The sequence below is a fragment of the Vibrio sp. B1FLJ16 genome, from assembly GCF_905175385.1.
In the GTDB taxonomy this organism is placed as follows: Bacteria; Pseudomonadota; Gammaproteobacteria; order Enterobacterales; family Vibrionaceae; genus Vibrio.
Window position 1 is genome coordinate 1,215,938 of the sequence record NZ_HG992749.1, and the last position, 25,354, is coordinate 1,241,291.

A 25,354-nucleotide genomic window follows, 5' to 3' on the forward strand; every position below is an offset into this window, starting at 1 on the left:
GTATTGTCTGGAACGGAAGATTAAATCTTACAACCGCCGCCTGCGCAATCTTCTTCTTCAGGCTGAACAGCGTCTTTCTGATCATCCTTCGCGCCGTCACGAGTGTTGTGGTAGTAAAGCGTCTTCACACCAAACTTGTACGCAGTGAGCAGGTCTTGAAGAAGTTTCTTCATAGGAACCTTACCCGTCTCGTAGCGTGATGGGTCGTAGTTTGTGTTAGCCGAGATAGCCTGATCTACGAACTTCTGCATGATACCAACCAGGTGTAGGTAGCCATCGTTAGAGCCGATGTTCCACAGTAGCTCGTAGTTATCTTTAAGCTCAGTAAATTCTGGCACAACTTGCTTCAGGATGCCGTCTTTTGACGCTTTCACTGAAACGTAACCACGTGGCGGCTCAATACCGTTTGTCGCGTTAGAGATCTGAGAAGAAGTCTCAGAAGGCATTAGCGCAGTCAGTGTTGAGTTACGTAGGCCGTGTTCCATGATTTCTTTACGTAGGCTGTCCCAGTCGTAGTGCAGCGCTTCGTCACAAATCAGGTCGATATCTTTCTTGTAAGTATCGATTGGCAGCAAACCTTTGGCGTAGTTGGTCTCATTGAATAGCGGACACTTACCTTGTTCTTTCGCTAGCGCTACCGATGCTTTCAATAGGTGGTATTGCATAGCTTCGAACGTACGGTGAGTTAGGCCGTTTGCACTGCCATCAGAGTATTTAACGCCATTCTTCGCTAGGTAGTAAGCAAAGTTAATTACACCAACACCTAGAGTACGACGGTTCATCGTTGACTTGTAGGCTGCTGGCAGTGGGTAATCTTGGTAATCCAATAGCGCATCAAGAGCACGAACAACCAGATCTGATAGCTCTTCGAAATCATCTAGAGACTTAATTGCACCAAGGTTAAATGCAGAAAGCGTACACAGTGCAATTTCACCTGAGTCATCTTCAACGTTAGTCAGTGGCTTGGTCGGAAGTGCGATTTCCAGACACAGGTTAGACTGACGAACCGGAGCAACTTCAGAATCGAACGGGCTGTGAGTGTTACAGTGATCCACGTTTTGGATGTAGATACGGCCGGTAGAAGCACGCTCTTGCATCAGCAGAGTGAACATTTCGATTGCTTTAACGGTTTCCTTCTTAACAGAAGGATCGTTCTCGTATTTAACGTATAGACGCTCAAATTCGTCTTGGTTTTCGAAGAACGCGTCGTATAGCCCAGGTACATCTGACGGAGAGAACAGCGTAATGTTGCCACCTTCAACCAAACGTTGGTACATCAGTTTGTTCAACTGAACGCCGTAATCCATATGACGAACACGGTTTTCTTCAACACCGCGGTTATTCTTAAGCACCATTAGTGAACGTGCTTCACCGTGCCACATCGGGTAGAACACAGTTGCTGCACCACCACGAACACCACCTTGTGAACAGCATTTCACAGCAGTCTGGAAGTATTTGTAGAAAGGAATACAGCCAGTGTGGAATGCCTCACCGCCACGAATTTCCGAACCCAGAGCACGAATGCGACCCGCGTTGATACCGATACCAGCGCGTTGAGAGACGTAACGAACAATTGAACTTGCTGTTGCGTTAATAGAATCCAGGCTATCGCCACACTCAATCAGTACACATGAACTGAACTGACGGGTAGGCGTACGTACGCCAGACATGATTGGCGTAGGCAGAGAAATCTTAAATGTAGACGTCGCATCATAGAAACGTTTGATGTAATCAAGACGCGTATCTTTCGGATACTTAGCGAATAGACATGCTGCCACTAGGATGTACAGGAACTGCGCACTCTCATAAATTTGGCCAGAAACACGGTTCTGCACAAAGTACTTACCTTCTAGCTGTTTTACTGCAGCATACGAGAAGTTAAGGTCACGTTTGTGGTCAATGTACGAATCAAGTTCGTCCAGCTCTGACTTTGTGTAGTCTTCTACGATGTGTTTGTCGTACTTGCCCATATCAATAAGTTTAGATACGTGATCGTACAGCTTAGGTGGCTCATACTGACCATAAGCTTTTTTACGTAGATGGAATACGGCTAGACGAGCGGCCAGGTATTGGTAATCAGGTGTCTCTTCAGAGATAAGATCGGCCGCAGATTTGATGATAGTTTCATGGATATCTGACGTTGTGATGCCATCGTAAAACTGAATGTGAGCGCGTAGTTCTACCTGAGAGACAGAAACGTTATGCAGGCCTTCTGCTGCCCATGTGATAACGCGGTGGATCTTGTCCAGGTCGATGATTTCTTTACGGCCATCACGCTTGGTGACGGTAAGTTGTTGGTTCATTCTGCTTTATTTCCCAAAAAAAACTGATTAAAGCCGTGTTTTTGTCTATTTATATGCAAAACTCGTAAATTTTGCGGTGGCTTTGTGATCGGAGTCTATCTATATATTGTAGTGTAAACACAATATATAGGGGTTCAATTGTTTGCGGGTTACAAGATAGTGCTATTAGTCAGATTGTTCAAGGCACATGTTTGGGATGACTTGTGGATAACTAACAAAATAATTAATTTCAGTAAGTGAACACTAACCGATGAGAAAAGAGCTGACTTGAATGGTTAAAAGTGCAGTTTTCATATTGGTTTATAAATAACCGAGCTAAAAAATATTTTTCTTGATCTTTGACCATTTTTATCTTTGAAAAATAGGTCGGCTAATTTGTCATCTGCATCAGGTGTCTTATATGAAAAAGCGGTAGCTTTGTGCTACCGCTTTGGTTGGTTTTCCTGACGTTTTTATCGGCTGCCGTACTAGGTTGTAACGTCCAAGCAGCTAGTATTTTGTCGTGTGGACAATGTAGTTGACGTCTACATTACGGCCAAGTTTATAAGTGTCATTAAGCGGATTGTAGTGCAGACCGGTAATACCTAACTCTGTAAGATCGGTTTGGTCGATCATTTTCATCATTTCCGCAGGTTTGATGAATTTCTCATGGTCGTGTGTACCTTCAGGCACAATCTTAAGTAGTTTCTCTGCGCCAACGATAGCAAATAAGTATGACTTAACGTTTCGGTTCAACGTTGAAAAGAAAACGTGGCCGCCTGGCTTTACTAATGCTGCACAAGACTGAATAACAGAAAGCGGATCAGGAACATGTTCCAGCATCTCCATACACGTTACTACGTCGTAAGTTCCTGCCTTTTCTGACGCGTGGTCTTCAATAGTGCTTTGGATGTAGGTGAGCTTGGTGCCTGTTTCTAGTGCATGTAACCGGGCTACTTCCAGCGGCTCTTTGCCCATATCAAGACCCGTTACAATTGCGCCTTCTTTTGCCATGCTCTCTGCGAGAATGCCACCACCACAACCGACATCGAGTACATGTTTACCAAACAAGCCATTCGCTTTTTCAAGCACATAATTCAAACGAAGCGGGTTAATTTGATGAAGGGGTTTAAACTCACCTTCTAAATCCCACCAACGAGAAGCCATGTCCTCGAATTTCTTAATTTCACTTGGATCAACGTTTTGTGCTTTAGTCATAATGGTTGTACTGCATTGAATCTGAGTCGTTTAAGGAGCGTCAGTATACTCTAACGTTTTAATAGGGTTAACCGAATAATCTATCTTTTCTGGTCGGCATCCGCATTTTGATTAACATTGGCCGAAATATAACCACTTTTCATAAAGATATAAGATGAGTGTGCAAATTCTCGACATTTGATTCTCTACAAAGCTCACAACCTGATAAAAGGAGAGGGAAAGGGATGCCGAAGTGAACAAATGTGTGTTATATTTTGCCACCTTAAACGTATCGTAATTACGATCAGAAAATAGAGGGATAATGGCTCTATGAGCGAGTTAGCTAAAGAGATCACGCCCGTAAACATTGAAGATGAGCTTCGAGGTTCATATCTAGACTACGCGATGTCAGTAATCGTGGGTCGTGCTCTTCCAGATGTGCGTGATGGCCTAAAACCAGTACACCGCCGCGTTTTATTCGCGATGAACGTACTAGGCAACGATTGGAACAAACCATATAAAAAATCAGCCCGTGTTGTCGGCGACGTAATCGGTAAATACCACCCACATGGTGATAGTGCTGTGTACGACACAATCGTACGTATGGCTCAGCCGTTCTCACTTCGTTATATGCTGGTCGATGGTCAAGGTAACTTTGGCTCAATCGATGGTGACTCTGCTGCGGCAATGCGTTACACCGAAGTACGTATGGCAAAAATTGCCCACGAACTTTTGGCAGACCTGGATAAAGAAACCGTAGATTACGTACCAAACTATGATGGTACCGAGCAAATTCCAGCGGTTCTTCCAACAAAAATTCCAAACCTTCTGGTAAACGGTGCCTCTGGTATCGCGGTAGGTATGGCAACCAACATCCCGCCACACAACCTTGGCGAAGTGATTGATGGCTGTCTTGCATACATCAATAATGAAGAAATCACTATTGATGAACTCATGGACTACATCCCAGGTCCGGATTTCCCAACTGCTGCATTAATTAGTGGCCGTAAAGGCATTGTAGATGCGTACAAAACAGGTCGCGGCAAGATCTACATGCGTTCTAAAGCGGAAATCGAAACTGAGAAGAGCGGTAAAGAGACTATCGTCGTTACCGAGATCCCTTACCAGGTGAACAAAGCTCGTCTGATCGAGAAGATTGCAGAGCTGGTCAAGGATAAGAAAGTAGAAGGCATCAGTGCGCTACGTGACGAATCTGATAAAGATGGTATGCGTATCGTTATTGAATGTAAGCGTGATGCTGTAGGCGAAGTGGTTCTGAATAACCTTTACGCCCAGACTCAGCTGCAAACGACTTTCGGTATCAACATGGTAGCGCTGAACAATGGTCAGCCACAGCTATTCAACCTGAAAGATATGTTGAAATGCTTTGTGGATCACCGTCGTGAAGTCGTTACTCGTCGTACTATTTTCGAACTTCGTAAAGCTCGTGAACGTGCGCACATCCTTGAAGGCTTAGCGCTAGCACTTGCTAACATTGATGAAATCATTGACCTAATCCGTAAAGCGCCTACGCCAGCGGAAGCAAAAGTAGGTCTTATCGCTCGTGGTTGGGATCTTGGCAACGTAGCTGCGATGTTAGAGCGTGCTGGTACTGATGCTGCTCGCCCAGAGTGGCTTGAGCCACAATACGGTATCCGTGACGGTCAGTACTTCCTGACTGAGCAACAAGCACAAGCTATTCTGGATCTGCGCCTGCACAGATTGACAGGTCTTGAACACGAGAAGATTCTTGGTGAATACAAAGAGCTTCTGGAAGAAATCGCTGAGTTAATGCACATTCTTGCAAGCACTGAGCGTTTGATGGAAGTGATTCGTGAAGAGCTAGAAATCGTTCGTGACAGCTTCGGCGATGCTCGTCGTACTGAAATTACTGCAGCTAGCCATGACATTGACATGGAAGAGCTGATCGCTCGTGAAGACGTCGTTGTGACTCTGTCACACGAAGGTTACGTTAAGTACCAAGTCCTAAGCGATTACGAAGCTCAGCGCCGTGGTGGTAAAGGTAAGAGTGCAACCCGAATGAAAGATGAAGACTACATTGAGCGTCTTCTAGTGGCGAATACTCACGACAACATTCTATGTTTCTCTACTCGCGGCAAGACATACCGTCTTAAAGTGTACCAACTTCCGTTAGCGAGCCGCACTGCTCGTGGTAAGCCGATCGTCAACATCCTGCCATTGGAAGAAGGTGAGCGTATAACTGCAATTCTTCCTGTCGATGAGTTCTCAGCTGATAAGTTTATCTTCATGGCAACTGGCGACGGTACCGTTAAGAAGACTTCTCTGGATCAGTTTGCAAATGTGCGTGCCAACGGTCTAATCGCAGTAAACCTGCGTGACGATGACTCATTGATCGGTGTAGATATCACCAATGGTGATAGCGACATCATGCTTTTCTCTAAAGCGGGTAAAGTAGTTCGCTTTAGTGAAGACAAAGTACGTGCAATGGGACGTACAGCCGCTGGTGTACGTGGTATGAAGCTGGCAGACGACGATCAAGTAGTATCGCTGATTGTTCCTGCTAACGAAGGCGATATCCTAACTGTTACACAAAATGGTTATGGTAAGCGTACTGAGCTTGCTGAATACCCAACTAAAGGGCGTGCAACTCAGGGCGTTGTGTCTATCAAAGTTTCTGAGCGTAACGGCCCGGTAGTTGGTGCAGTACAGGTAGAAGAAGGTGATGAGATGATGATGATCACTGACGCTGGTACTCTTGTACGTACACGTGTAGCTGAAGTTAGTCAGGTTGGCCGTAATACCCAAGGTGTTACACTGATCCGTACTGCAGAAGATGAATCAGTTGTTGGTCTTCAGCGTATCGACGAAGTTGAAGAAGTAGAATTGCCAGAAGGCGAAGAAGCGGAAGCAACTGAAGCAGTTGAAGCGAATGCTGAACAACAAGCTCCTGAAGCGCCTGCCGAGGATGATTCGGCAGAAGATACTGAAGAATAACTTTCAGTTTTTAAAACTTAAATCTAAAAGCCGAGCGTAATGCTCGGCTTTTTTGTATCGGAGTAAATAATACCAATCACAGTAAATAAGTGATCAGAAATAGCGCAGGAAAAACGCTTGAGAACAAGGCGACATTTTTCGATAAGTAGCTATTCTACAATCAAAAATTGCAACGAAGTTATCGAGTGATTTAACCAGCTAGAATGACCAGTTATTTACTACGATTGGTATAAATACACAAATGAAATTAGTTGCATTTAAGGTGTATACGTACGGAATTAAATAACAGAATATAAGCGTACGCAGTTTAGTATTATTTATTTCGCTATTGGCTGAGGATAACAAGTTAATATGCCAGCTAATTAAGAATTAGCTTATATAATAAGACCGAAGGCTAGTTTATTATCTTATGTATAAACTCGGGGCTATGGCCATCCTACTCTCAAACTTCTAAGACTTTGTTAATGAGGCTTGGCTAGACATCAGCTAAGCACAGCGAAATCATTTAGTTAGTCATATCTGATTCTCAACATAATTCTATTAAGATCTTTTTCTGGAAATTGATCTCTATTTAGATCAAGTTAATATTACATTGTTAATGTGATTATAATTCCATAATTTGCAATAAACTGTGCATATAACAAACAGAATGTTATTATTTCCAAATAATTTATGCAGGCCCCAGAATATAGCAAATCAAAGTATTTGAACTGGATAAGTAATAAAAGAGCTAAGTGGGTATACGAGTGGATGTAGTTATATCGCAGTTAAGAAAGGATTTTCATGCGCGTATTCGTGCATTGCAGGCACCTAAGTTGCCACAAGTCACTTCGACTCTCGCGGTTTTAACCGACGAGGAAATTCGGGAGCTCGAAGCAGTATGGATAGAATTTGCAGTCTGGAAGCGTCGCCAGACACACTAACTCCTGTTTTAGACGTCAGCATTCATTGACCCCAGGCAAAAATTGTCTGGGGTTTTTTATTGTAGTTTTACAGAAATGTTATATTATAACACTCCAATCGCGTAGAACTGGGTTGATACTTTAGCTACTGGTTTCAGTAAATGATTTACCATCAGTGATCTGAACATTGAAAAATGTGGTATCAATCCCCATAGTTGATAAGCAATGGGTGTATCCCATGAATGTAATAATAAAAACGCATCAAGAATTAAATCGAGTGAGTATAGATATGGCGGAAGTACGTGCCAGAGTAGATTTTAAAGTCGGCGCCAAGAGTGACATTGATGCTGAAATTCTGTCTTTCCGTGGCCTGAAGACAGATAAAGAGCATGTAGCAGTCATCTTTAATCAAGCGGATCAGACACAAGATACGCCCTTGGTGCGTATGCATTCTGAGTGTCTTACAGGCGATGTTTTTCACTCTTCTCGTTGTGACTGTGGTGAACAGTTAGAGGAAACGATACAACGTATGGGAGCAAGTGGCGGTATTATACTGTATTTGCGCCAGGAAGGTCGTGGTATTGGTCTTTACAATAAGATTGATGCGTATCAGTTACAAAGCCAGGGCATGAACACTTACGAAGCCAATAATCATCTTGGCTTTGATGACGACCTGCGTGATTTCACAGAAGCGGCTCAAATGCTGCAAGCTCTGGGTGTTAACAAGATTCGTCTGGTGACCAACAATCCGAAAAAGATTCGCGAATTATCGGAATACGGAATCGAAATTGTGGAAGTGGTTAATACCTCAGCTCATATCAAAGACGGTAATGAAAGTTACCTAAAAGCAAAAGTTTCGCACGGAAAGCACAATCTTAAGGTTTAGTTCTTCAGGTAGCTTTCTAACTTAACTATACGTAAAAAAACACCCTCAAACTTCGCGCTTGAGGGTGTTTTTACGTTTTAAGTGACCTAGTTGTATTAAACCAAGTTACATCCGAATTTTGCCAGTAGTACTTGATAAGACGACTCGACATGTTCCGGTATTACTTGTTCGGTCTGGAATCCTTTCTCTGGGTAGTCTTTGACCCGAGAATAATCTTCTAAAAGTGCTTCCAGAACCATCATCAGCGTCATATCTTCATTGATGTATTCGAAGAATGGGTGAGCGGTTGAGCTCACTTGCAGGAGTGAATAGGGCGCTTGCCACTGCTTTTCGAAGGTAGCAATGGCACGGCGTTCCATAAATGGCTTTTGTACTAGGATAAAGGAGTCACACTGTACCCCTTTTTCTTTGAGCAATTTTTCGGTGAAGCGAACATTTTCTCCGCTGTTTGTTGATTGTGTTTCCAACAAAATTGCATCGCTCGGGACGCCAGATGCGCGGGCAATATCAGCAAATGTTTCAGCCTCACTTTTGTCAAATAAACCATCGGTAAAGCGGCCTTCGCCACCTGAAAATACGATAAACGGAGCGAGTTTTTGATGGTAAAGCTGTGCTGCGTGCTCTGCCACGCGGACATCATTGCTGCACATGACAAATAAGCAGTCTGCGGGCTTTAGTTCATGTTTGAGTTGCATGAAATCCCACAACGTTTCTATGTGTTGGTATAGCTTCATAGCGCGTCCAGTGTTGAGTTGAATTGGAACTTGTAGCCTAGGGCAAGCAGCTTGTCTGCCACAATACGTTTATCTGCGTCATCGGTAATCGGAGGCAGAGCAATATCGCTGCCGCTCTTCATTATTGCAGCTTGGTAGAACTCAGCTTTACTGACAGTCTTTGGTGTTGTCACGTTGACGGTTTGATTATCAAGATTATCCAACGAAAACCTTACGGCAGCTACAGCATCATTCTGATGGAGCATATTCGCAGGTGCTTTACGGCTAATCTGTTTCAGTCTCGCTGCAAATCGTGCCGGGTTCCGGTCAGGGCCAATCAATCCGCTGCAACGTAAGATGGCGTAGGTGATACCAGAGTCTATTACGGACTGTTCCGCCTCCAGCATGATTTGCGCGTTCTCAGAAAAATCAGCATGACGTCTTGCCAGCGATAAGGAAGCTGATTCCTCTCTCATTTCAGATGGCAGGTTAGGGTAGACTGTTGTGGAACTGATCATCACTAACTTTTCGATATTATGCTGCTTTGCGATGTTGACCAAAGTTGCCCACTGTTGCGCATACTCTTCACCTCCTCCTTTACGGAAGCCCGGAGGAAAAGCACCGACAATACGTTCTATTTTGTAGCGCTGGATTAACTCAGGCAGTTTTATCTCTGCGTTTGCCTGGCCTAGATCGAGCAATTCAGCCTCAGCTAATTCAGGTGGTAATTCATCCAGCTTTTCCTGGCTTCGGCGAGTAACAACAACATTATTCCCTTCATTAACTAAAGACTGGGCTAGTGGAGTACCCAGCCATCCTGCACCAACGATCAATATGTTTGCCATTTAGTCTCTTCCTAAATTAGTTTCGGGTGCTCAAACAAGAGTATTAGCGTCACATGAGCTAATAGATATCTTATTAGTCCTGCGTATCAGATGCACGGCTTAGGGAACTGATTGGGAAAGCCAAGTTACAGATGTTTGAAGTCATTTGGGTATATTAGATTAAGTGTAAACCTAATAAGGAGAGATGGGAATGCCACCAAGACAGGTGGCATTTTAGAGTCAGTCAATCAATTGGTGGCAAGAACGCGTAAGATTTTATCTGCATGTTCAGCGACTTCGATACCCTCATCCGTCAGATAGCCGCCATCAGGTTGCGTGCAGAGCTTCTTCGCATAGAGGCGAGCGACAGCAGCTTGTGCTTCTTCTGAGGCATCTTTGTGAACTTTAATGCCAGTAGCTGCACTGCTTAAATCGAATTGAAGAAGTAGATTCAGTTCGGCCATGTGTTCAGCTGAATATTTCATAAATAATTCCTTTGCGCTTTTTTATCCAAGCTAGACTTAAAAGGCAAGATGAGCAACACAAAACCATAAGAAGTGTTAACTGTATAGCTATCAGGCTGATAGGACGCGGGATTTTCATTCGAAAGATAATATCTTTGTTAAATATCAATGACAGATTAAATTCGCTGCTATTTTTGAAACTGAGCAAGAGGGTTGGTCGTCTCGATAAGATTATTTTTAGTGAACGTTTTGAAAATTCCTTGAAAAAGTAAGGTGATAGGTGGATTATCCCCATCTTCTTAAATGTAACTAAATATTACGCGATTATGAATTTCAACCAGTTCGACTCATTATTACCCCCACAAGCTGCTGAACGAGCGGCTGAAGTTGGTGTAGGCAAAGCGACTAAAGCGCCTACAAAATCCTTTCTGCTGGCAATGTCGGCAGGGCTGCATATTGGTATTGCTTTCGTTTTCTATACCACTGTAACGACAGGAGCTGGGGACTTACCTTGGGGGATGACTCGCTTAATTGGTGGTCTCGCATTCAGTCTCGGCCTGATTCTGGTCGTGGTAACGGGAGGCGAACTCTTCACCAGTTCAGTGTTAACCCTTGTCGCGCGCGCCAGTGGCAAGATCTCCTGGAAGACCTTAGTTAAAAACTGGTTTGTGGTTTACTTCGGTAATATGGCCGGTGCGATTATGCTGGTGGGCTTAATGCTTATGAGCAAGCAGTATATGTTTGATGGCGGACAGGTCGGTCTTAATGCAATGGCGATTTCTCAGCACAAGCTGCACCATGGCTTCTTTCAGGCTGTGGCGCTTGGTATTATGTGTAATGTTTTAGTTTGTATCGCGGTTTGGATGACATTCAGCGGGCGTACGTTAACGGATAAAATAGTGGTAATGATTTTACCGGTAGCGATGTTTGTGTCGGCTGGTTTTGAACACTGCATCGCGAACATGTTCCAGGTACCTATGGCGATAGGTATAAAGTTCTTCGCTCCAGAGGCCTTCTGGCAAATGACCGGAGCTGATATTGCGAACTATGCGGATCTAAACATGACTCGTTTTATCGTCAAAAACCTTATTCCGGTAACGTTGGGGAATATTATTGGTGGTGGTGTGTTTGTTGGTATGTGGTATTGGATGATCTATTTGCGTGATGAACACAAGCACCTGAGATAGACGCTACAGGTATCAGATTAAGAGTAATGAAAGGCGGGCTTAATAAGCACGCCTTTTTGCTGATTGCTGACCTTTATACTTTATATCAATTCTTCATTGATTCCGAACTCCGCGGGCACCCAGTGGGATGTTACTTCGTTTGGAACTTGGACCAGCCACTCAAGTGGCGTGTCAGACAACAACTCATCGTATTTTTCAGAGAACATTAATACTTCCATGTTAATCGCTCCTTTTTTAACTCCCTGAAATATAAAATTAGATCATGACAGCGCGGTGATCAAATTATGATCATCGTAAGTTGGAGATAACTTCAGAAAGGGTCTTATGTTTATAGTTGCGTATGCTTTTGCCCTGTTTATCCACATTTTCTGTGGATAACCTGTCTTAAAGGTGGTGTGTATCTGAAAAATTAGTAAAATTAATTGCTTATGAGTTTAGTTTGTAGGACTTTTCTGATCGATTTTTACCCTAATTCTTCCTTCTTTGGTTTGTACACAGCTTAATGTCATTTCTAGTGTAATGGTGACCGAAACACTTAACATGACGAAAATCGCCAGCATGATCACAAGCTGATACTTAATTGCGACCATTGGGCTTGCACCACCAAGAATCTGTCCCGTCATCATGCCCGGAAGGGTAACAAGGCCTGTGGCTGTCATTGACGCTAACGTCGGTGCCATAGACTTCCTTAGTGCTTCTTGAACAAAAGGTAATGACGCGTATTTAGGAGAAGCTCCGAGAGAGATCGCTGCTTCATACTCTGTCTTTCGTTCTTCAAAGGCGGTAAAGAGATTTTGCAGTGCGATAATATTGCTGCTTAAGCTATTACCTAACAGCATTCCGGCCAGAGGAATCATATACTGGGCACTATATAGCGGAGTCGGACGAACCAGACCCGCTATCATTGCAAACAGAAGCGGAAACAGTCCACATATTAGCCCGACCAATAGCGGAAGCATCAAAGGTCTTCTGGGAAGCCGGGCCTTATCTGCAATTGTACTTGCCCCAACTACAAGCATGACCATCAGCCATAGTATATTGACGAGTAGACTATTGAGGTGGAAAAGGTACTCCAGATAAATACCGATAAGGATAAGCTGCAGCGTCATCCGGAGAACACTTATCACAACGTCTTGCGCAATACCTAGTTTGTAGCGTTTATTTATCGCGAAAGGGATGAGTAAAACTAAACTAAACATCGCCAGTTTTATCCAGCTCATGTCTACTACGCTGTCCATCATTTCTCCTTAAACTTCCTCCTCAGCCACATTCATTAGTACTCATTTTTGTGGTGATTTTGATTGGAAGATTTACGTCCTTTTATAAATTAGTTCTGAACAATTTGTTTACATAAATTAATTTTTATTCGATATGAACGCGATTTTTTGCCATGTTAGTTCGCGTATCAATGTTATTTATGTAGATATTTTGTTGATCATTTAACATTAATTCAAAAGACTTATTTTTTCATATCTGTTCATCTTTTTAAATAAATAATATCAATCCAACACATCTCTGGTTGAACTCAAAAAAGTGTTGAATAACAAGGGGTGTGGGGCGTTATTTGATTGAATTACACTATTCGCATCGCTTAACATTTTCCATTGTAGATTGTAAAAAATTTAATCTTGGTATCCCGAGTTTTCAATAACACTAAATACAAAGTAGGCAAATGTATGAGAGATGTTAATAAGATCGAATGTGGTGAAAAGCGTTCGCTGGAGTGGAAGTCTTTTTTCTTCATTGCAGTTGTTCTCTTTCCAATCCTGAGTGTGGCTTTTGTAGGTGGCTACGGATTCATCGTATGGATGTTGCAAGTTTTCTTCTTTGGGCCTCCTGGTGGACACGGCATGTAAGCCACTGAGCTCATAACCACACTTTTGAAAAGATTTTAAGAGAGCAAATAATGAAATCACTAATCATTAAACTGTGGCGTACGATGACACGCCCTGCTGTCCATATCAGCTTAGGCGTGCTGACTATGGGTGGCTTTATTGCCGGCGTTATATTCTGGGGCGGCTTCAATACCGCATTAGAAGCAACCAACACAGAAGAGTTTTGTATCAGTTGTCACACCATGCGCGACAATGTGTACGTTGAACTACAAGATACAGTTCACTGGAAAAACCACTCAGGTGTTCGTGCGACTTGTCCTGATTGCCATGTGCCACATAACTGGACAGACAAAATTGCGCGTAAGATGCAGGCATCTAAAGAAGTATTTGCACAAGTGTTTGGCAACTACGATGAAGAAGGTGTGTTTGAAGAGCGCCGCATTGAGTTAGCCAAGCATGAATGGGATCGCTTCTCTGCGAACAAATCTCTTGAGTGTAAAAACTGCCACAACTATGACTCGATGGATTTTGAGCAGATGTCGCCGACCGCTCGCATCCAAATGAAGCAAGCGGCAGAGAAAGATCAAAGCTGTGTGGACTGTCATAAAGGTATCGCACACAACCTGCCAGCAGGTATGGATAGTATCGGCGGTATTGTTGGTGATCTTGAGCAAATGACATCAAACACTAACTACGCTGTGGGTCAGCAGTTAGTGAGCGTTCGCCATCTTCCGATTTACTTCGATGCACAAGGTATTAAGGAAGCGGGGCTTCTGAATCCGGCATCGACAGTAAAAGTGATCGAAGAAAAGGGCGATTATGTTGAAATCGAAATCGATGGCTGGCGTAAAGCAAAAGGCTTTGGCCGTGTAATCCAGGAAGATTTCGGTAAGAACATCGCAACTGCTTCACTGTTAAAAGAAGCCTCAACCGACAGCAACGTTGTGACTGCGGGCGAAAAGCGCGTTGATGAGCTGACCGGCCTTCCATGGGAAAAAGTGACAGCGAAAGCTTGGCTTAAGAAAGAGTCGGCGTTGAACGACATTAACCCTGTATGGGAAAAATCTCGCGAAGCGTATAAAACCAACTGTTCGGTGTGTCACACACAACCTGCTGAAGCGCATTTTGATGCGAACACCTGGCCAGGTATGTTCGACGGCATGCTTGCGTTCGTTAACCTGGACACGGACAGCGAAGCACTGATCCTGAAATATCTACAGAAGCACTCTTCAGATTATGCTGAAGGTCATCACTAATAAGCGTCGGATTGGAGAATTTTAAATGGCTATTACACGAAGAAGTTTTCTTAAAGGCGTCGCGACGACAAGTGCGGCGTCGGTTATCGGTCCAAGCTTATTGGCGTCAGCAACTGCAAAAGCGGCGGAATCCACAGGTACCTGGAAAGTTACGGGTTCCCACTGGGGCGCATTTCGCGCTCACATATACGCGGGTAAGGTTCAGGAAATCAAGCCATTAGAACTGGATAAGAATCCGACAGAAATGCTCAACGGCATTAAGGGCATTATTTACAGCCCGTCACGTGTTCGTTACCCAATGGTTCGTCTGGACTGGCTGAAAAAACACAAATACAGTGCGGATACACGCGGCAATAACCGTTTTATCCGCGTCACGTGGGACGAAGCTCTGGACCTGTTCTACCGCGAGCTAGAGCGTGTTCAGAAAGACTACGGTCCGTGGGCATTGCACGCGGGTCAGACTGGCTGGAACCAAACCGGTTCCTTCAACAACTGTACGGCACATATGCAGCGTGCTGTCGGCATGCATGGTAACTACATCACTAAAGTTGGTGACTACTCAACCGGTGCTGGTCAAACCATCATGCCTTACGTGCTAGGTTCGACAGAAGTTTATGCACAAGGTACGTCCTGGTCTGAAATTTTAGATAACTCAGATAACATTGTTCTGTGGGCGAACGATCCAGTGAAAAACCTTCAGGTGGGCTGGAATTGCGAAACGCACGAATCTTTTAAGTATCTTGAACAGTTAAAAGAGAAAGTCGCGAAAGGTGAGATCAACGTTCTTTCTGTGGACCCTGTTAAGAACAAGACGCAGCGTTATCTTGACAACGACCATCTGTACATCAACCCGATGACAGACGTAGCGTTCATGCTGGCTGTTGCACACGTGCTGTACAACGAAGATTTATACGATAAGAAGTTCATCGAGACATACTGTCTGGGCTTTGAAGAGTTCATTCAATACGTTCAGGGACAGACTAAAGATAAGACGGAAAAGACACCTGAATGGGCAGCATCTATCTGTGGCGTACAAGCGGATAAGATTCGCGAATTCGCACGTATGTTGGTTAACGGTCGTACACAAATCCTGATGGGGTGGTGTATTCAGCGTCAGGAGCACGGTGAGCAACCATACTGGGCAGCCGCAGTAGTCGCTGCAATGGTAGGGCAGATCGGTCTGCCTGGTGGTGGTATCTCTTATGGTCACCATTACTCAAGTATCGGTGTTCCGTCTACAGGTTTCGCCGGCCCTGGTGGTTTCCCGCGTAACCTTGACCAAGGCATGAAGCCGAAGTGGGACAATAACGATTTCAACGGTTACAGCCGCACTATTCCGGTTGCGCGTTGGATTGACGCTATTCTTGAGCCGGGTAAAGAGATCAATTACAACGGCGGCAAAGTGAAGTTGCCAGATTTCAAAATGATGGTTATCTCGGGTTGTAACCCTTGGCACCATCACCAGGATCGCAACCGCATGAAAAAGGCCTTCAAAAAGTTACAAACGGTAGTGACGATTGAATTTGCCTGGACTGCAACATGTCGTTTCTCTGATATCGTACTGCCAGCTTGTACGCAGTGGGAGCGTAACGATATCGACGTTTATGGCTCATACTCAAGCCGTGGTTTAGTGGCTATGCACCGTCTGGTGGATCCATTGTTCCAGTCTAAACCTGATTTCCAGATCATGAGTGAACTGACTCAGCGTTTTGGCCGTCGTGAAGAATACACTCGCGGTATGAGTGAGATGGAGTGGATCGAAAGCCTCTACAATGATTGTAAGAAATCCAATGAAGGTAAGTTCGAAATGCCGGAGTTCAATGAGTTCTGGGAGACGAGCGTACTGGACTTTGGCGAAGGTAAGCCTTGGGTTCGTCATGCGGATTTCCGTAAAGACCCTGAACTTAACCCACTAGGCACGCCTTCCGGTTTTATCGAGATTACTTCCCGTAAAATAGGCCGCTATGGCTACGAGCACTGCCAGGAGCACCCGATGTGGTTCGAAAAATCAGAGCGTTCTCACGGTGGCCCGGGGTCAGATAAGTTCCCGTTCTGGTTACAGTCCTGTCACCCGGATAAACGTCTGCACTCTCAGATGTGTGAATCTGAAGAGTTCCGCGCAACCTATGCGGTACAGGGACGTGAACCTGTTTACATCAACCCGGTAGATGCCAAGGCTAAAGGCATTAAAGATGGTGATTTGGTCCGTGTGTTTAACGACCGTGGTCAGCTTTTGGCTGGTGCTGTTGTCACTGACAGCTACCCGCTCGGTGTTATTCGTATCGAAGAAGGTGCATGGTACGGCCCTCTAAATGAAAAAGAAGGTGCCATCTGTACTTACGGAGACCCGAACACATTAACGCAGGATATCGGTTCCTCTGAGCTTGCTCAGGCTACTTCTGCGAATACTTGTATTGTCGATTTTGAGAAGTTCACAGGAACAGTGCCTCCAGTGACTTCGTTCGGTGGTCCAATCGAAGTTGCTTAATTAGCGACACGAGCGTTAATCTGAGAGCCGCAATTGCGGCTCTTTTTTATCTGGCTGAATATTATGCGACCTCTAAACCTCAAATAAGAAGAAGTAACTGTAGCCTACTATCAACGCCGGGATTGCTGAATATATCGACGCGACTAGTGCCGCTTTCGGTGCCATAGCGATAGCGGGAAACAGGGCATCACCGTCATTCGATATTGCATTGGACAGTTGCGCTGATAATGGTGCAGCGCCGGAAATGTAAAGGCTTGTTACTAAGATTTGAGGGCCGCAACCCGGCAGCATTCCAACCGTCAGGCCGACAAGCGGCATCCATACTCCCCAACCGGAGAAAGCCGTTTCCAGATCCAGCCCGGAGAAGTACGTAGTGAGTTCAAATACCAGGAAAGCTATGATCACCCAGGCACTGACAAAGTTCGTGTCTTGCGCTGCCTTTTGTATCGGGTGAGAATTAATACTCTTATCATCTTCTGATACTGTAGATTTATAATCACCAAGTTCTTTGGTCATCGCCCATAAGAGCATACTAACCACAGCCAAGATTGCACCCAACCATTCTATGCTGTTCTCTTTCAGCCCCAGAATCTGATTGGTATTCACCTGGAATGAGCCTAGCACGGCAACGGTTGTTACAGGAACAAGCAGCCATTTCCAGAACATCCCTTGCAGGTTGATAGCACGTTGTTCCGTTGGTGTGATATCACTTTGAATATTGCTGCACTGCGGTGTCTCTGTTTTTTCCTTTCTCTGAGGGCGAAGGAAATCATCCTCGTGAAATGAGTTCACCACCCAACCAGATAGTGTGCCGACAACAACACCCAGTACGATTACGCCAATGCCTGTTGTCGGTTGTGCAGCAAGTAAAAGGAAAGCTGCGTCACCCATAGTTGAGGTAAGCACGGCAACTACTGCGCCAAAGCCTACCCGTCCGCTAATGAACTGAGTGGTGACTACAATAGCGCCACCACACCCGGGAAGTGCGCCAAGAAGTGCTGAGAAGAAGACTTGGTGGTTGCGGGAGGTATGGTAGAGCACAGTCAAACGGTTCGAGTCTGACATGAAATTTGATAAGTAATGGTAAAGAGCTAGTGTAGCTGCGACGTAACAGGACACAGCCCAGAAAGAGTCTGAAAGCGTTGTGACGGTGATATCCCTGGTGTACTCGTTTACTAACAAAGCAAGAAGAGCCATTGGTAACAATAGTCGCTTATAGGCTAAGCGAAACTGCGTTGGTTGCAGTAACTGGTAGGCCGAGTTATACAGCTTGGTTGCATTCATAATTGGCTCTGAATTCGATAGTTATATTTTCATTATATGCAAATGCGAATAATTCGTAATATTGATAAAAACTTTTCTACGTGTCAAATTACCTTAAATCAGGTAAAGTACGGGCCTTTGTGAGCAAACGGCTTCCTCAGCACAGGGTGCTATTTTCGGAAGCGTATAAAATTGACTTGAATAGGAAGAAACATGATTCTAGTTGTAGGTCATAAGAACCCAGACAGTGACAGTATTTGTAGTGCACTTGTTGCAACTGAACTTCTAAAGGCGCGTGGTGTTGAAGCAATGCCAATTCGTCAGGGCGAAATCAACCGTGAAACTCAGCACATCCTTGAAGTGGCTGGTGCAGAAGTTCCAGAACTACGCACGTCAGTAGCGGGCGAGACAGTTTGGCTGGTAGATTACTCAGATCTAGCGCAAGCACCAGACGACATCGCAGAAGCTGAAATCGCAGGTATCGTTGACCACCACCGCTTAGGTGACGTGATGACAGTGAACCCAATGGAAGCATGGATCTGGCCTGTTGGTTGTACTAACACGGTTCTATTCAACATGTTTAAGATTGAAGGCCATGCGATTACTCCACAAATTGCTAAGCTAATGATGTCAGCTATCCTATCTGACACCGTAGGTTTTGCTTCTCCGACTTGTACTCAAAAAGACAAAGATGCAGTTGCTGAGCTAGCTGAAATCGCTGACGTACAAGATGTTGACGCATTCACGAAAGATCTTCTGATTGCTAAGACAAACATCGAAGGTCTATCTGCCGCTGAGTTAGTTGAAAAAGACCTTAAAGGTTACCCATTCAACGGTCGTGACGTCGTTGTTGGTCAGGTTGAACTTGCAACTCTTGAGCAGGTTGACGGCATGATCGAAGCGCTAGAAGCAGATCTAGTCTCTCGTTGTGAGAAAGATAATCTAGCGTTCGCTGCTGTCATGCTGACAGACATCACTACGGCTCAAACTCGTCTTCTTTATAAAGGTGAGTGGGCTGAGAAGCTGGTTAAGCATGAGAAAGACGGCATGCTAATGATGGAAAATACCCTAAGCCGTAAGAAGCAAGGTTGGCCTTGGCTTCAAGGCGAACTTGCGTAATTTCTACATTACCCGTTTATAATTTAAATGCCCGCCATCAGGTGGGCATTTTTCTATGGGATACAGGAGACGAACATGTCTGAAGCATTAACCCAAGAGCAAATGGATACCATTAACCGTTATAACGAGGAGCAACGATTAAAGTACTGTGTAAAAGAGATCGTTGCGAATCGTAAAGTATGGATTCTTAAAGATGAACACGGCTGTGTAATGCTCAATACAGAAGATGACGATTGTGTCCCGGTTTGGCCAAATGAAGAGTTTGCCCAACAGTGGGCGACAGGTGAATGGGAAAACTGTGAACCGGAAGCGATCTCACTGAATAAATGGCACAGTCGCTGGACTACCGGTTTGGAAGACGACGAGCTGTCAGTTGTAGTATTTCCAAATCAGAACGAAGAGGGTGTTGTTCTGTTTCCGGATGAGTTTGACTTCGAACTTCGTAAGATTGCTGGAAGACGATAGCCTAAAGGGTATTATCCAGCGTAAAAACCAATAAAGCCTGCAATAATGCAGGCTTTTTCAATAACGCTTAGTGGTTGGGTGCTTTATAGAAATGGCTTTCAACTAACCGTTGAGTAATCGCGTGCTCTGGGTGAGTAAGAACCTGCTGGGTATCGCCAGATTCAACTACTTCACCTTCATGCATGACCATGACCTTATCGGTGATATGTTTCACGATACCGATGTGTTGTGATACATAAACGAAAGACAGCCCCATTTCCTCCTGCAGTTCTAAGAATAAGTTAAGAATCTGCGAACGCATGGCCATATCTAAACCGTTTAACGCTTCATCAGCAACGATAATGGACGGTTGAAGTATCAAAGCACGAGCCAGGCAAACACGCTGTTTCTGACCTGCAGCCAACATTTGCGGATAAAAATAGGCATGCTCGGCAAGCAGTCCAACACGCAATAGTGTTTCTTTAACACGCTTCATACGTGCGTCTGGCGGCATATTTGTGTTTCGCTTCAATGGCCCTTCTAAAATACGACCAATCTGAATACGAGGATTTAGCGAAGTATTTGGGTCCTGAAAAATCATACGTATCAGTTTACAACGAGTTGCGTAGTCCTTATGTTCCAGTCTTTCACCGTTAACGCGAATTTCTCCGGAGCTTGGTTCTACTACGCCTGCTAACATGCGGGCAAGCGTCGATTTTCCCGAACCATTCTGACCAATAAAGCCGATGGTCTGTCCCGGTTCTAGAGTGAAGCTGACAGGCTTTACAGCCACGTTAGTCTGACGTTTAAAAAAACGAGAGCGCGTGACAAACTGCTTCGACAGGTTATCGACTTCTAGTAGCGCACTCATGACTTCTTCTCCGTGTTCAGTGGAAAGTGACAGTTAAACTTATGATTTTTGATTGTTTTCGTGTGAGGAATCTCAACACATTGCTTTTGTGCATACGGGCACCTAGGCCCTAATCGACAACCAATGGGAAGATGCTGTAGTGGTGGAATTGAGCCTGGTAGAGACTGCAATTTTTGTTTGTGCGGCACCCAGTCATTAAAGTCTGGCATCGCTTTAAGCAGTGCGTCGGTATAAGGATGCTTAGGTGCGGCAATGATCTTGTGCGTGTCTGCCGATTCCACTGACTGACCACAATACATAACGGTGATACGGCCCGCCCACTGTGTAATCGTGGTCAAATCGTGGCCAATTAGCAATATTGTCGTATTGTTAAGCTGATTCATTCGGCTCAGAAGACGCAGGATCTGAGATTGAGTAATCGGATCCAGATCATTGGTTGGTTCGTCAGCAATCAAGAGTTTTGGTTTGGTTGCAATTGCCATCGCAATCATGACTTTCTGACACTCACCGTCAGTCAGTTCGTAAGGGTAACTGCTCATTACCCTTTTGTGATCTTTGATTCCCACTTTATGGAGTAGGGCAGTGGCTTGTTTTTTACGCCATTTGAATCGCTCCCACCATTTGCCGTCAAATGATCGGGATGGAATCGACTCGATGAGTTGTCGGCCAACTTGTTCAGACGGGTCTAGACAAGTAGACGGCTCCTGAAAAATCATCGCGATATCACGAGCGATCACCCGGCGGCGTTCTTTCGGCGTGAGCTGCAGTAAGTCAATATTACCCAGGCGCATCCTGTCGGCTGTAACTCGCCAGTTTTCTTTAGTCACGCCAACAATGGCTTTCGCTACAAGGCTTTTCCCTGAACCGGATTCACCCACTAAGCCGCGAATTTCGCCTTCATTTAGCGTAAGGCTCATTCTGTCAACAGCTCGCACCATTCCTTGAGGTGTTTCAATTTCAATGGTCAAATGACGAATGTCTAATAACGGCATTATTCGATCCCCGCATTAAGCGATCGGCGTATCCCTTCACCTACTAAGTTTAGGGTAATTACAGTGAACATGATGGTCAGGCCGGGTAAGGTCACTGTCCAGGGTGCAATATAAATCAGTTCGACGGAGTCTCCCAGCATAGCACCCCATTCAGTGCTCGGTGCTTGTGCACCCAAACCGAGGAAACCTAGCGCGGTAATATCGAGGATAGCGGTAGACAAGGCCAGAGTGAACTCGGCTGCAATAACATTGAGAATGTTTGGCAGCATTGAGTTCCATAGCAGGTAGAAATCATTCGCACCATCCAGTCGTGCCGCCATGATGTAGTCTTTTTCAACTTCGGTATGCACTGCGATGTAGACGGAACGAATAAAACGCGGAATGAGCGCCAGGCAAATCGCGAGCAAAATATTAAACTCACCAAAGCCCAAAAATGCCACAAAAATGATCGCTAAAAGCAGCGATGGAATAGACATGACAGTATCGAGCAGGTGATTTAGTGTGCTGGAAAGCAAGCCTTTGGTCATACCGGCCAAGACGCCAATTAAACAACCGATGATACCGGCTGTTAGCGTAATGCCGACTGCTGCACCAAATGTCAGCTGAGAACCTATGATAAGGCGCGAAAGAATATCTCGGCCTAAGTCATCCGTACCTAAGAAGTAATCGACAGTGCCTGATGGTGACCAGGAAGGCGGGACGAGTAACTCACCAGACTGTGCCTGCGGATCAAAGGGGGCTATAAGTGGGGCAAATATGGTTATTAAAACAATGAATATAAGGCACCATAGGCCAAACATAGCTAAACCGTTTGCGCGGTAACTGCGCCAGAATCTCTCAAACTGAGTCGGAATGTGTTCTTCCTGATAAACGTTATTTGTTAGCATACCATTCCTTTCTCACCAAAGGGTTAACCATGGCACCAATCAAGTCCGAGAGTATATTCGCGGTCAGAACCAATGTCGCAAGCACCATAACGCCAGCCTGAATAGAAACATAATCCCGGTTTGCAAGAGCATCCAATAGCCATCGACCAATTCCCGGCCAGTTAAATACCGACTCCGTGATAATAGCGAGGGTGATCATGCTTGATAGTTGAACACCAACTTTAGGGATGATGGGCGGAATTGCATTCGGCAGTACATGCTGCGTGACGATTTCTTGATTAGACAGGCCTTTGATTCTTGCGGCGCGAATGTAGTTTTGTCGCATTACTTCTGCCACTGAAGATCGCATCAGGCCAATAACCTGTGTGGTCGGAGCGAGCGCTAATACCAGACAAGGAAGTACCATATGTTCGATAACACTTTGTAAAGCGTTAGCTCTGTATTCACTCTTCGCCATAAAAGCATCAATGATTGCAAATCCAGTAACATGGTCAATTTCATACAGAAGATCGTATCGCCCCGCAACCGGGAAAAACTGATACTCAAGAGAGAAGACCATGATCATAAGTAGCGCGACCCAAAAAATGGGTGCGGAGTAGCCGGACATAGACAGGAATGAAATACCAGTGTCTACCCATTTGCCTTGCTTCATACCTGCAATGGTTCCGAGAGGAAGACCGATTAAAAGAGCGACAAGAAAGGCAAAAAAGCACAGTTCTAAGGTAGCAGGAAACACGACGGCCAACTCATCATAAATCGCATTGCCGCGCTTACTTACCCCAAAATCGAGTTGAGACAGGCTGACTAAATACGTTTTCCACCCGGACCAGAAATCGACTTGTGCCCAGTGTGAAAGAGGATCAAGCCTTAGCAGAGAGAAGCCACCTATAGTGAGAATCATCAACGTAATGATAAACAGGTTAAATCTTCTAACGGTATACAAAAACATCAGTGGATTCTCTCTACTCTATCAAATGGCTGTGCGTTGAAAGGGCTGGTTTTGAAGCCGGTCAGTGACTTGTCATGAACACGGAACTGTACACCATGCGCCAATGGAATGACCGGAAACTGTTCATTCAGTATATTTTGTGCCTGTCGGTACAGGTTCAGTCGATACCTGGGTTCTTGTGTCTCTAAAGCCAGATCCAACAAGAAATCGAAGTCATCGTTACACCACATAGATACGTTCAGCCCTACGCGATCAGACTCGCAAGATAGCAGTGGTCGGAAGAAGTTATCAGGGTCGCCCGTATCTCCAATCCAACCGGTGAGCAGCAGGTCCAGATTATTAATGTTGTCCAGATCAGAACGTTCAAAACGGTCTTCAGTAATCAGCGTTAACTTCACGCCTATATCAGCGAAACTTGACTGAATAAGTTCTGCGGTTTTGCGCGGGCTAGGGTTGAAAGCGCGTGGCTCCAAAGGTACCCACATTTTTAGCTCCAATCCATCTTGATAGCCAGCTTCGTCAAGCAGGGCAAGAGCGTAATTTCTGTCGTAGCGAATTTTTACGCTGTCTTTCTGATATGCCCATGAGTTAGGTGAGAGCAAGGTGTAAGCCTGAGTTCCCGTGCCGTAATAGACCGAGTCCAGAATGTTTTGACGGTTGATGGCCAGGTTGAGCGCCTGACGTACTCTGGCGTCGCTGAGCGCTGGATTACTGGTATTAATCGCAATGAAAGACACGTTGTTAGCTGGCGTTGCTGTTAACTCCAAGTTTTCGTTCTGTTGGATGATCGGAATCTGATTAGAGATCGGTGACGCTAGTACATCACATTCATTTCGTAGCAACTTTGCCAGGGTTCCGGTACCACGATGGGAAATATCAAAGACAACTTGCTCCATTTTTGCAGGGAAGTTCCAGTATTTGGAATGACGTTCTAAGCGAATCAAGTCATTGACTTGAAACTCTTTGAGCTGGTACGGCCCTGTTCCGACAGGCAGTTGATCTATCTGCTCTTTGTGATCTTTTGCGGCTAACTGTTGTCCGTACTCAGCCGATAACAACACGGCATAGCTGGTTGCAATATTAGATAAGAAAGAAAAGTTAGGTTTTGAAAGTATGAACGTCACGGTGTTATTGTCTACAGCAATAACATCCTGCAGCAAATTCTTAAAATCCAGTCCGGCAAACCACGGGTATAGGCCGCCGCCAACGTCATGAAAAGGGTGGCTATCATCAATGATTCGTTTGAAACTAAATACGACATCTTTGGAGTTTAGAGCCCGGCTGGGAGTAAACCACGCTGTTGTCTGAAACTGAACGCCTTGTTTGAGCTTGAATGTGTATTCAGTCCCATCTTCATTAACGTACCAGCTCTCCGCGATATTTGCGACAGGTTGATGAGATGTCGAATCGAGAGTAAGCAGAGTGTCATACAGCTGAGGGCTTAACACTTCAGCGGTAATCCCACTATCAATCAGTTGCGGGTTAAACGTGGTTGGCTTACCCTGGCCACAAAACACGAATCCGGTTTGGCGAATATCGTTGTGGTCGATCTCATCACCACAGGCTGTCAGTAAGCTAATCCCGATAAGGCTCAGCGATAATCTTATAAAAGCATTCATATCATGAAATGTTCATTGGATCCTGCTTGTTTCATTTGGAGCGACTCTTCCCGAGTTAACAAGCGAAAATGATCCCGCTAATTTAACACCTTTGAGAACTTGCTCCAAACACAAAATCTTTTTACTCGCAGTGTGTTAGGTGAAATTACTGTTCTATATATCACTGTAGACGCAATTTTCGCTGCTTGTTGACGCCAAGT

The 25,354-nt window shown here is 44.9% G+C and carries 22 protein-coding genes; 9 read left to right on the forward strand and 13 right to left on the reverse strand.

Annotation, left to right across the window (positions count from 1 at the left end; genetic code table 11):
- Positions 1-20 precede the first annotated feature (20 nt).
- Positions 21-2,303 carry a class 1a ribonucleoside-diphosphate reductase subunit alpha gene (gene nrdA / locus KHN79_RS05560; protein WP_182008100.1) on the reverse strand — a complete coding sequence of 761 codons (2,283 nt, stop codon included), beginning with the start codon at positions 2,301-2,303 and terminating at the stop codon, positions 21-23.
- Positions 2,304-2,792: 489 nt separating this feature from the next.
- On the reverse strand, positions 2,793-3,500 hold the full coding sequence (gene ubiG, locus KHN79_RS05565; RefSeq protein ID WP_182008099.1) for a bifunctional 2-polyprenyl-6-hydroxyphenol methylase/3-demethylubiquinol 3-O-methyltransferase UbiG: 708 nt from the start codon (positions 3,498-3,500) through the stop codon (positions 2,793-2,795).
- A 309-nt stretch (positions 3,501-3,809) separates the two neighbouring features.
- Between ubiG and gyrA the strand changes: the two genes are divergently transcribed.
- The 3 genes from gyrA (at position 3,810) to ribA (ending at position 8,243) form a co-directional block, all read left to right on the forward strand.
- Positions 3,810-6,455: a DNA gyrase subunit A gene (gene gyrA, locus KHN79_RS05570; protein ID WP_182008098.1), complete on the forward strand. Its 2,646-nt coding sequence runs from the start codon at positions 3,810-3,812 to the stop codon at positions 6,453-6,455.
- 746 nt (positions 6,456-7,201) lie between these two features.
- Positions 7,202-7,378 carry a hypothetical protein gene (locus KHN79_RS05575; protein ID WP_182008097.1) on the forward strand — a complete coding sequence of 59 codons (177 nt, stop codon included), beginning with the start codon at positions 7,202-7,204 and terminating at the stop codon, positions 7,376-7,378.
- A gap of 268 nt (positions 7,379-7,646) precedes the next feature.
- Positions 7,647-8,243: a GTP cyclohydrolase II gene (gene ribA / locus KHN79_RS05580; RefSeq protein ID WP_182008294.1), complete on the forward strand. Its 597-nt coding sequence runs from the start codon at positions 7,647-7,649 to the stop codon at positions 8,241-8,243.
- A gap of 95 nt (positions 8,244-8,338) precedes the next feature.
- On the opposite strand, the gene KHN79_RS05585 is transcribed toward ribA, so the two are convergent.
- The 3 genes from KHN79_RS05585 to KHN79_RS05595 all read right to left on the reverse strand — a co-directional run bounded on the left by KHN79_RS05585 (position 8,339) and on the right by KHN79_RS05595 (position 10,265).
- A complete protein-coding gene (locus tag KHN79_RS05585; protein WP_182008096.1) occupies positions 8,339-8,977 on the reverse strand; it encodes a YdcF family protein in 639 nt (212 codons plus the stop codon).
- The gene (locus tag KHN79_RS05590) at positions 8,974-9,801 is read right to left on the reverse strand and encodes an NAD(P)H-binding protein (RefSeq protein WP_182008095.1); all 828 of its coding nucleotides are present in this window, start codon (positions 9,799-9,801) and stop codon (positions 8,974-8,976) included. The genes KHN79_RS05585 and KHN79_RS05590 overlap by 4 nt, the downstream gene beginning before the upstream one ends.
- A gap of 227 nt (positions 9,802-10,028) precedes the next feature.
- Positions 10,029-10,265 (reverse strand): TIGR02647 family protein, encoded by a 237-nt coding sequence (locus KHN79_RS05595; RefSeq protein ID WP_182008094.1) that lies wholly within the window; start codon positions 10,263-10,265, stop codon positions 10,029-10,031.
- Positions 10,266-10,570: 305 nt separating this feature from the next.
- Between KHN79_RS05595 and focA the strand changes: the two genes are divergently transcribed.
- Complete coding sequence (focA, locus tag KHN79_RS05600) at positions 10,571-11,431, forward strand: formate transporter FocA (protein WP_182008093.1); 861 nt, start codon at positions 10,571-10,573, stop codon at positions 11,429-11,431.
- Between the two features lie 80 nt (positions 11,432-11,511).
- Here focA and KHN79_RS05605 read toward each other — a convergent pair whose 3' ends face one another.
- Both KHN79_RS05605 and KHN79_RS05610 read right to left on the reverse strand, forming a co-directional pair.
- Positions 11,512-11,649: a hypothetical protein gene (locus tag KHN79_RS05605; protein WP_182008092.1), complete on the reverse strand. Its 138-nt coding sequence runs from the start codon at positions 11,647-11,649 to the stop codon at positions 11,512-11,514.
- A gap of 216 nt (positions 11,650-11,865) precedes the next feature.
- The gene (locus KHN79_RS05610) at positions 11,866-12,669 is read right to left on the reverse strand and encodes an ABC transporter permease (protein ID WP_182008091.1); all 804 of its coding nucleotides are present in this window, start codon (positions 12,667-12,669) and stop codon (positions 11,866-11,868) included.
- A gap of 438 nt (positions 12,670-13,107) precedes the next feature.
- Here KHN79_RS05610 and torE point away from each other — a divergent pair, with 438 nt between their 5' ends.
- The 3 genes from torE to torA are packed head-to-tail and all read left to right on the forward strand — an operon-like array spanning position 13,108 to position 17,010.
- A complete protein-coding gene (torE, locus tag KHN79_RS05615) occupies positions 13,108-13,287 on the forward strand; it encodes a trimethylamine N-oxide reductase system protein TorE (protein ID WP_182008090.1) in 180 nt (59 codons plus the stop codon).
- 50 nt (positions 13,288-13,337) lie between these two features.
- Positions 13,338-14,522, forward strand: a complete 1,185-nt coding sequence (gene torC, locus KHN79_RS05620) for a pentaheme c-type cytochrome TorC (protein WP_182008089.1) — start codon at positions 13,338-13,340, stop codon at positions 14,520-14,522.
- Between the two features lie 25 nt (positions 14,523-14,547).
- Positions 14,548-17,010: a trimethylamine-N-oxide reductase TorA gene (torA, locus tag KHN79_RS05625; protein WP_182008088.1), complete on the forward strand. Its 2,463-nt coding sequence runs from the start codon at positions 14,548-14,550 to the stop codon at positions 17,008-17,010.
- 72 nt (positions 17,011-17,082) lie between these two features.
- On the opposite strand, the gene KHN79_RS05630 is transcribed toward torA, so the two are convergent.
- Positions 17,083-18,294, reverse strand: coding sequence for a putative manganese transporter (locus KHN79_RS05630; RefSeq protein ID WP_182008087.1), 1,212 nt, complete (start codon positions 18,292-18,294; stop codon positions 17,083-17,085).
- A 192-nt stretch (positions 18,295-18,486) separates the two neighbouring features.
- Between KHN79_RS05630 and KHN79_RS05635 the strand changes: the two genes are divergently transcribed.
- A complete protein-coding gene (locus KHN79_RS05635) occupies positions 18,487-19,392 on the forward strand; it encodes a manganese-dependent inorganic pyrophosphatase (protein WP_182008086.1) in 906 nt (301 codons plus the stop codon).
- Positions 19,393-19,467: 75 nt separating this feature from the next.
- Positions 19,468-19,857 (forward strand): DUF2750 domain-containing protein, encoded by a 390-nt coding sequence (locus tag KHN79_RS05640; RefSeq protein ID WP_182008085.1) that lies wholly within the window; start codon positions 19,468-19,470, stop codon positions 19,855-19,857.
- Positions 19,858-19,924: 67 nt separating this feature from the next.
- Here KHN79_RS05640 and KHN79_RS05645 read toward each other — a convergent pair whose 3' ends face one another.
- Genes KHN79_RS05645 through KHN79_RS05665 form a run of 5 tightly spaced genes read right to left on the reverse strand, consistent with a single transcriptional unit; the run spans position 19,925 to position 25,154 of the window.
- Positions 19,925-20,707 carry an ATP-binding cassette domain-containing protein gene (locus KHN79_RS05645; protein ID WP_182008084.1) on the reverse strand — a complete coding sequence of 261 codons (783 nt, stop codon included), beginning with the start codon at positions 20,705-20,707 and terminating at the stop codon, positions 19,925-19,927.
- Positions 20,704-21,699 carry an oligopeptide/dipeptide ABC transporter ATP-binding protein gene (locus KHN79_RS05650; protein WP_182008083.1) on the reverse strand — a complete coding sequence of 332 codons (996 nt, stop codon included), beginning with the start codon at positions 21,697-21,699 and terminating at the stop codon, positions 20,704-20,706. The genes KHN79_RS05645 and KHN79_RS05650 overlap by 4 nt, the downstream gene beginning before the upstream one ends.
- Positions 21,699-22,586 (reverse strand): ABC transporter permease subunit, encoded by an 888-nt coding sequence (locus KHN79_RS05655; protein WP_182008082.1) that lies wholly within the window; start codon positions 22,584-22,586, stop codon positions 21,699-21,701. Before KHN79_RS05655 ends, KHN79_RS05650 begins: the two co-directional genes overlap by 1 nt.
- Positions 22,573-23,535 carry an ABC transporter permease subunit gene (locus tag KHN79_RS05660; RefSeq protein WP_182008081.1) on the reverse strand — a complete coding sequence of 321 codons (963 nt, stop codon included), beginning with the start codon at positions 23,533-23,535 and terminating at the stop codon, positions 22,573-22,575. The genes KHN79_RS05655 and KHN79_RS05660 overlap by 14 nt, the downstream gene beginning before the upstream one ends.
- Entirely contained in the window at positions 23,535-25,154 is a 1,620-nt protein-coding gene (locus KHN79_RS05665; protein ID WP_182008080.1) for an ABC transporter substrate-binding protein, read from the reverse strand. The genes KHN79_RS05660 and KHN79_RS05665 overlap by 1 nt, the downstream gene beginning before the upstream one ends.
- Between the last annotated feature and the right edge of the window lie 200 nt (positions 25,155-25,354).

Excerpts from the sequence above, each read along its gene's own strand:
- KHN79_RS05650 (WP_182008083.1), bottom strand. The coding sequence starts at position 21,699 with ATGCCGTTATTAGACATTCGTCATTTGACCATTGAAATTGAAACACCT.
- KHN79_RS05640 (WP_182008085.1), top strand. The coding sequence starts at position 19,468 with ATGTCTGAAGCATTAACCCAAGAGCAAATGGATACCATTAACCGTTAT.
- KHN79_RS05610 (WP_182008091.1), bottom strand. The coding sequence starts at position 12,669 with ATGGACAGCGTAGTAGACATGAGCTGGATAAAACTGGCGATGTTTAGT.
- nrdA (WP_182008100.1), bottom strand. The coding sequence starts at position 2,303 with ATGAACCAACAACTTACCGTCACCAAGCGTGATGGCCGTAAAGAAATC.
- KHN79_RS05645 (WP_182008084.1), bottom strand. The coding sequence starts at position 20,707 with ATGAGTGCGCTACTAGAAGTCGATAACCTGTCGAAGCAGTTTGTCACG.
- KHN79_RS05605 (WP_182008092.1), bottom strand. The coding sequence starts at position 11,649 with ATGGAAGTATTAATGTTCTCTGAAAAATACGATGAGTTGTTGTCTGAC.
- ribA (WP_182008294.1), top strand. The coding sequence starts at position 7,647 with ATGGCGGAAGTACGTGCCAGAGTAGATTTTAAAGTCGGCGCCAAGAGT.
- KHN79_RS05660 (WP_182008081.1), bottom strand. The coding sequence starts at position 23,535 with ATGTTTTTGTATACCGTTAGAAGATTTAACCTGTTTATCATTACGTTG.
- KHN79_RS05655 (WP_182008082.1), bottom strand. The coding sequence starts at position 22,586 with ATGCTAACAAATAACGTTTATCAGGAAGAACACATTCCGACTCAGTTT.
- KHN79_RS05595 (WP_182008094.1), bottom strand. The coding sequence starts at position 10,265 with ATGAAATATTCAGCTGAACACATGGCCGAACTGAATCTACTTCTTCAA.
- KHN79_RS05630 (WP_182008087.1), bottom strand. The coding sequence starts at position 18,294 with ATGAATGCAACCAAGCTGTATAACTCGGCCTACCAGTTACTGCAACCA.
- torC (WP_182008089.1), top strand. The coding sequence starts at position 13,338 with ATGAAATCACTAATCATTAAACTGTGGCGTACGATGACACGCCCTGCT.
- KHN79_RS05665 (WP_182008080.1), bottom strand. The coding sequence starts at position 25,154 with ATGAATGCTTTTATAAGATTATCGCTGAGCCTTATCGGGATTAGCTTA.
- focA (WP_182008093.1), top strand. The coding sequence starts at position 10,571 with ATGAATTTCAACCAGTTCGACTCATTATTACCCCCACAAGCTGCTGAA.
- gyrA (WP_182008098.1), top strand. The coding sequence starts at position 3,810 with ATGAGCGAGTTAGCTAAAGAGATCACGCCCGTAAACATTGAAGATGAG.
- KHN79_RS05585 (WP_182008096.1), bottom strand. The coding sequence starts at position 8,977 with ATGAAGCTATACCAACACATAGAAACGTTGTGGGATTTCATGCAACTC.
- KHN79_RS05590 (WP_182008095.1), bottom strand. The coding sequence starts at position 9,801 with ATGGCAAACATATTGATCGTTGGTGCAGGATGGCTGGGTACTCCACTA.
- torA (WP_182008088.1), top strand. The coding sequence starts at position 14,548 with ATGGCTATTACACGAAGAAGTTTTCTTAAAGGCGTCGCGACGACAAGT.
- torE (WP_182008090.1), top strand. The coding sequence starts at position 13,108 with ATGAGAGATGTTAATAAGATCGAATGTGGTGAAAAGCGTTCGCTGGAG.
- KHN79_RS05635 (WP_182008086.1), top strand. The coding sequence starts at position 18,487 with ATGATTCTAGTTGTAGGTCATAAGAACCCAGACAGTGACAGTATTTGT.
- ubiG (WP_182008099.1), bottom strand. The coding sequence starts at position 3,500 with ATGACTAAAGCACAAAACGTTGATCCAAGTGAAATTAAGAAATTCGAG.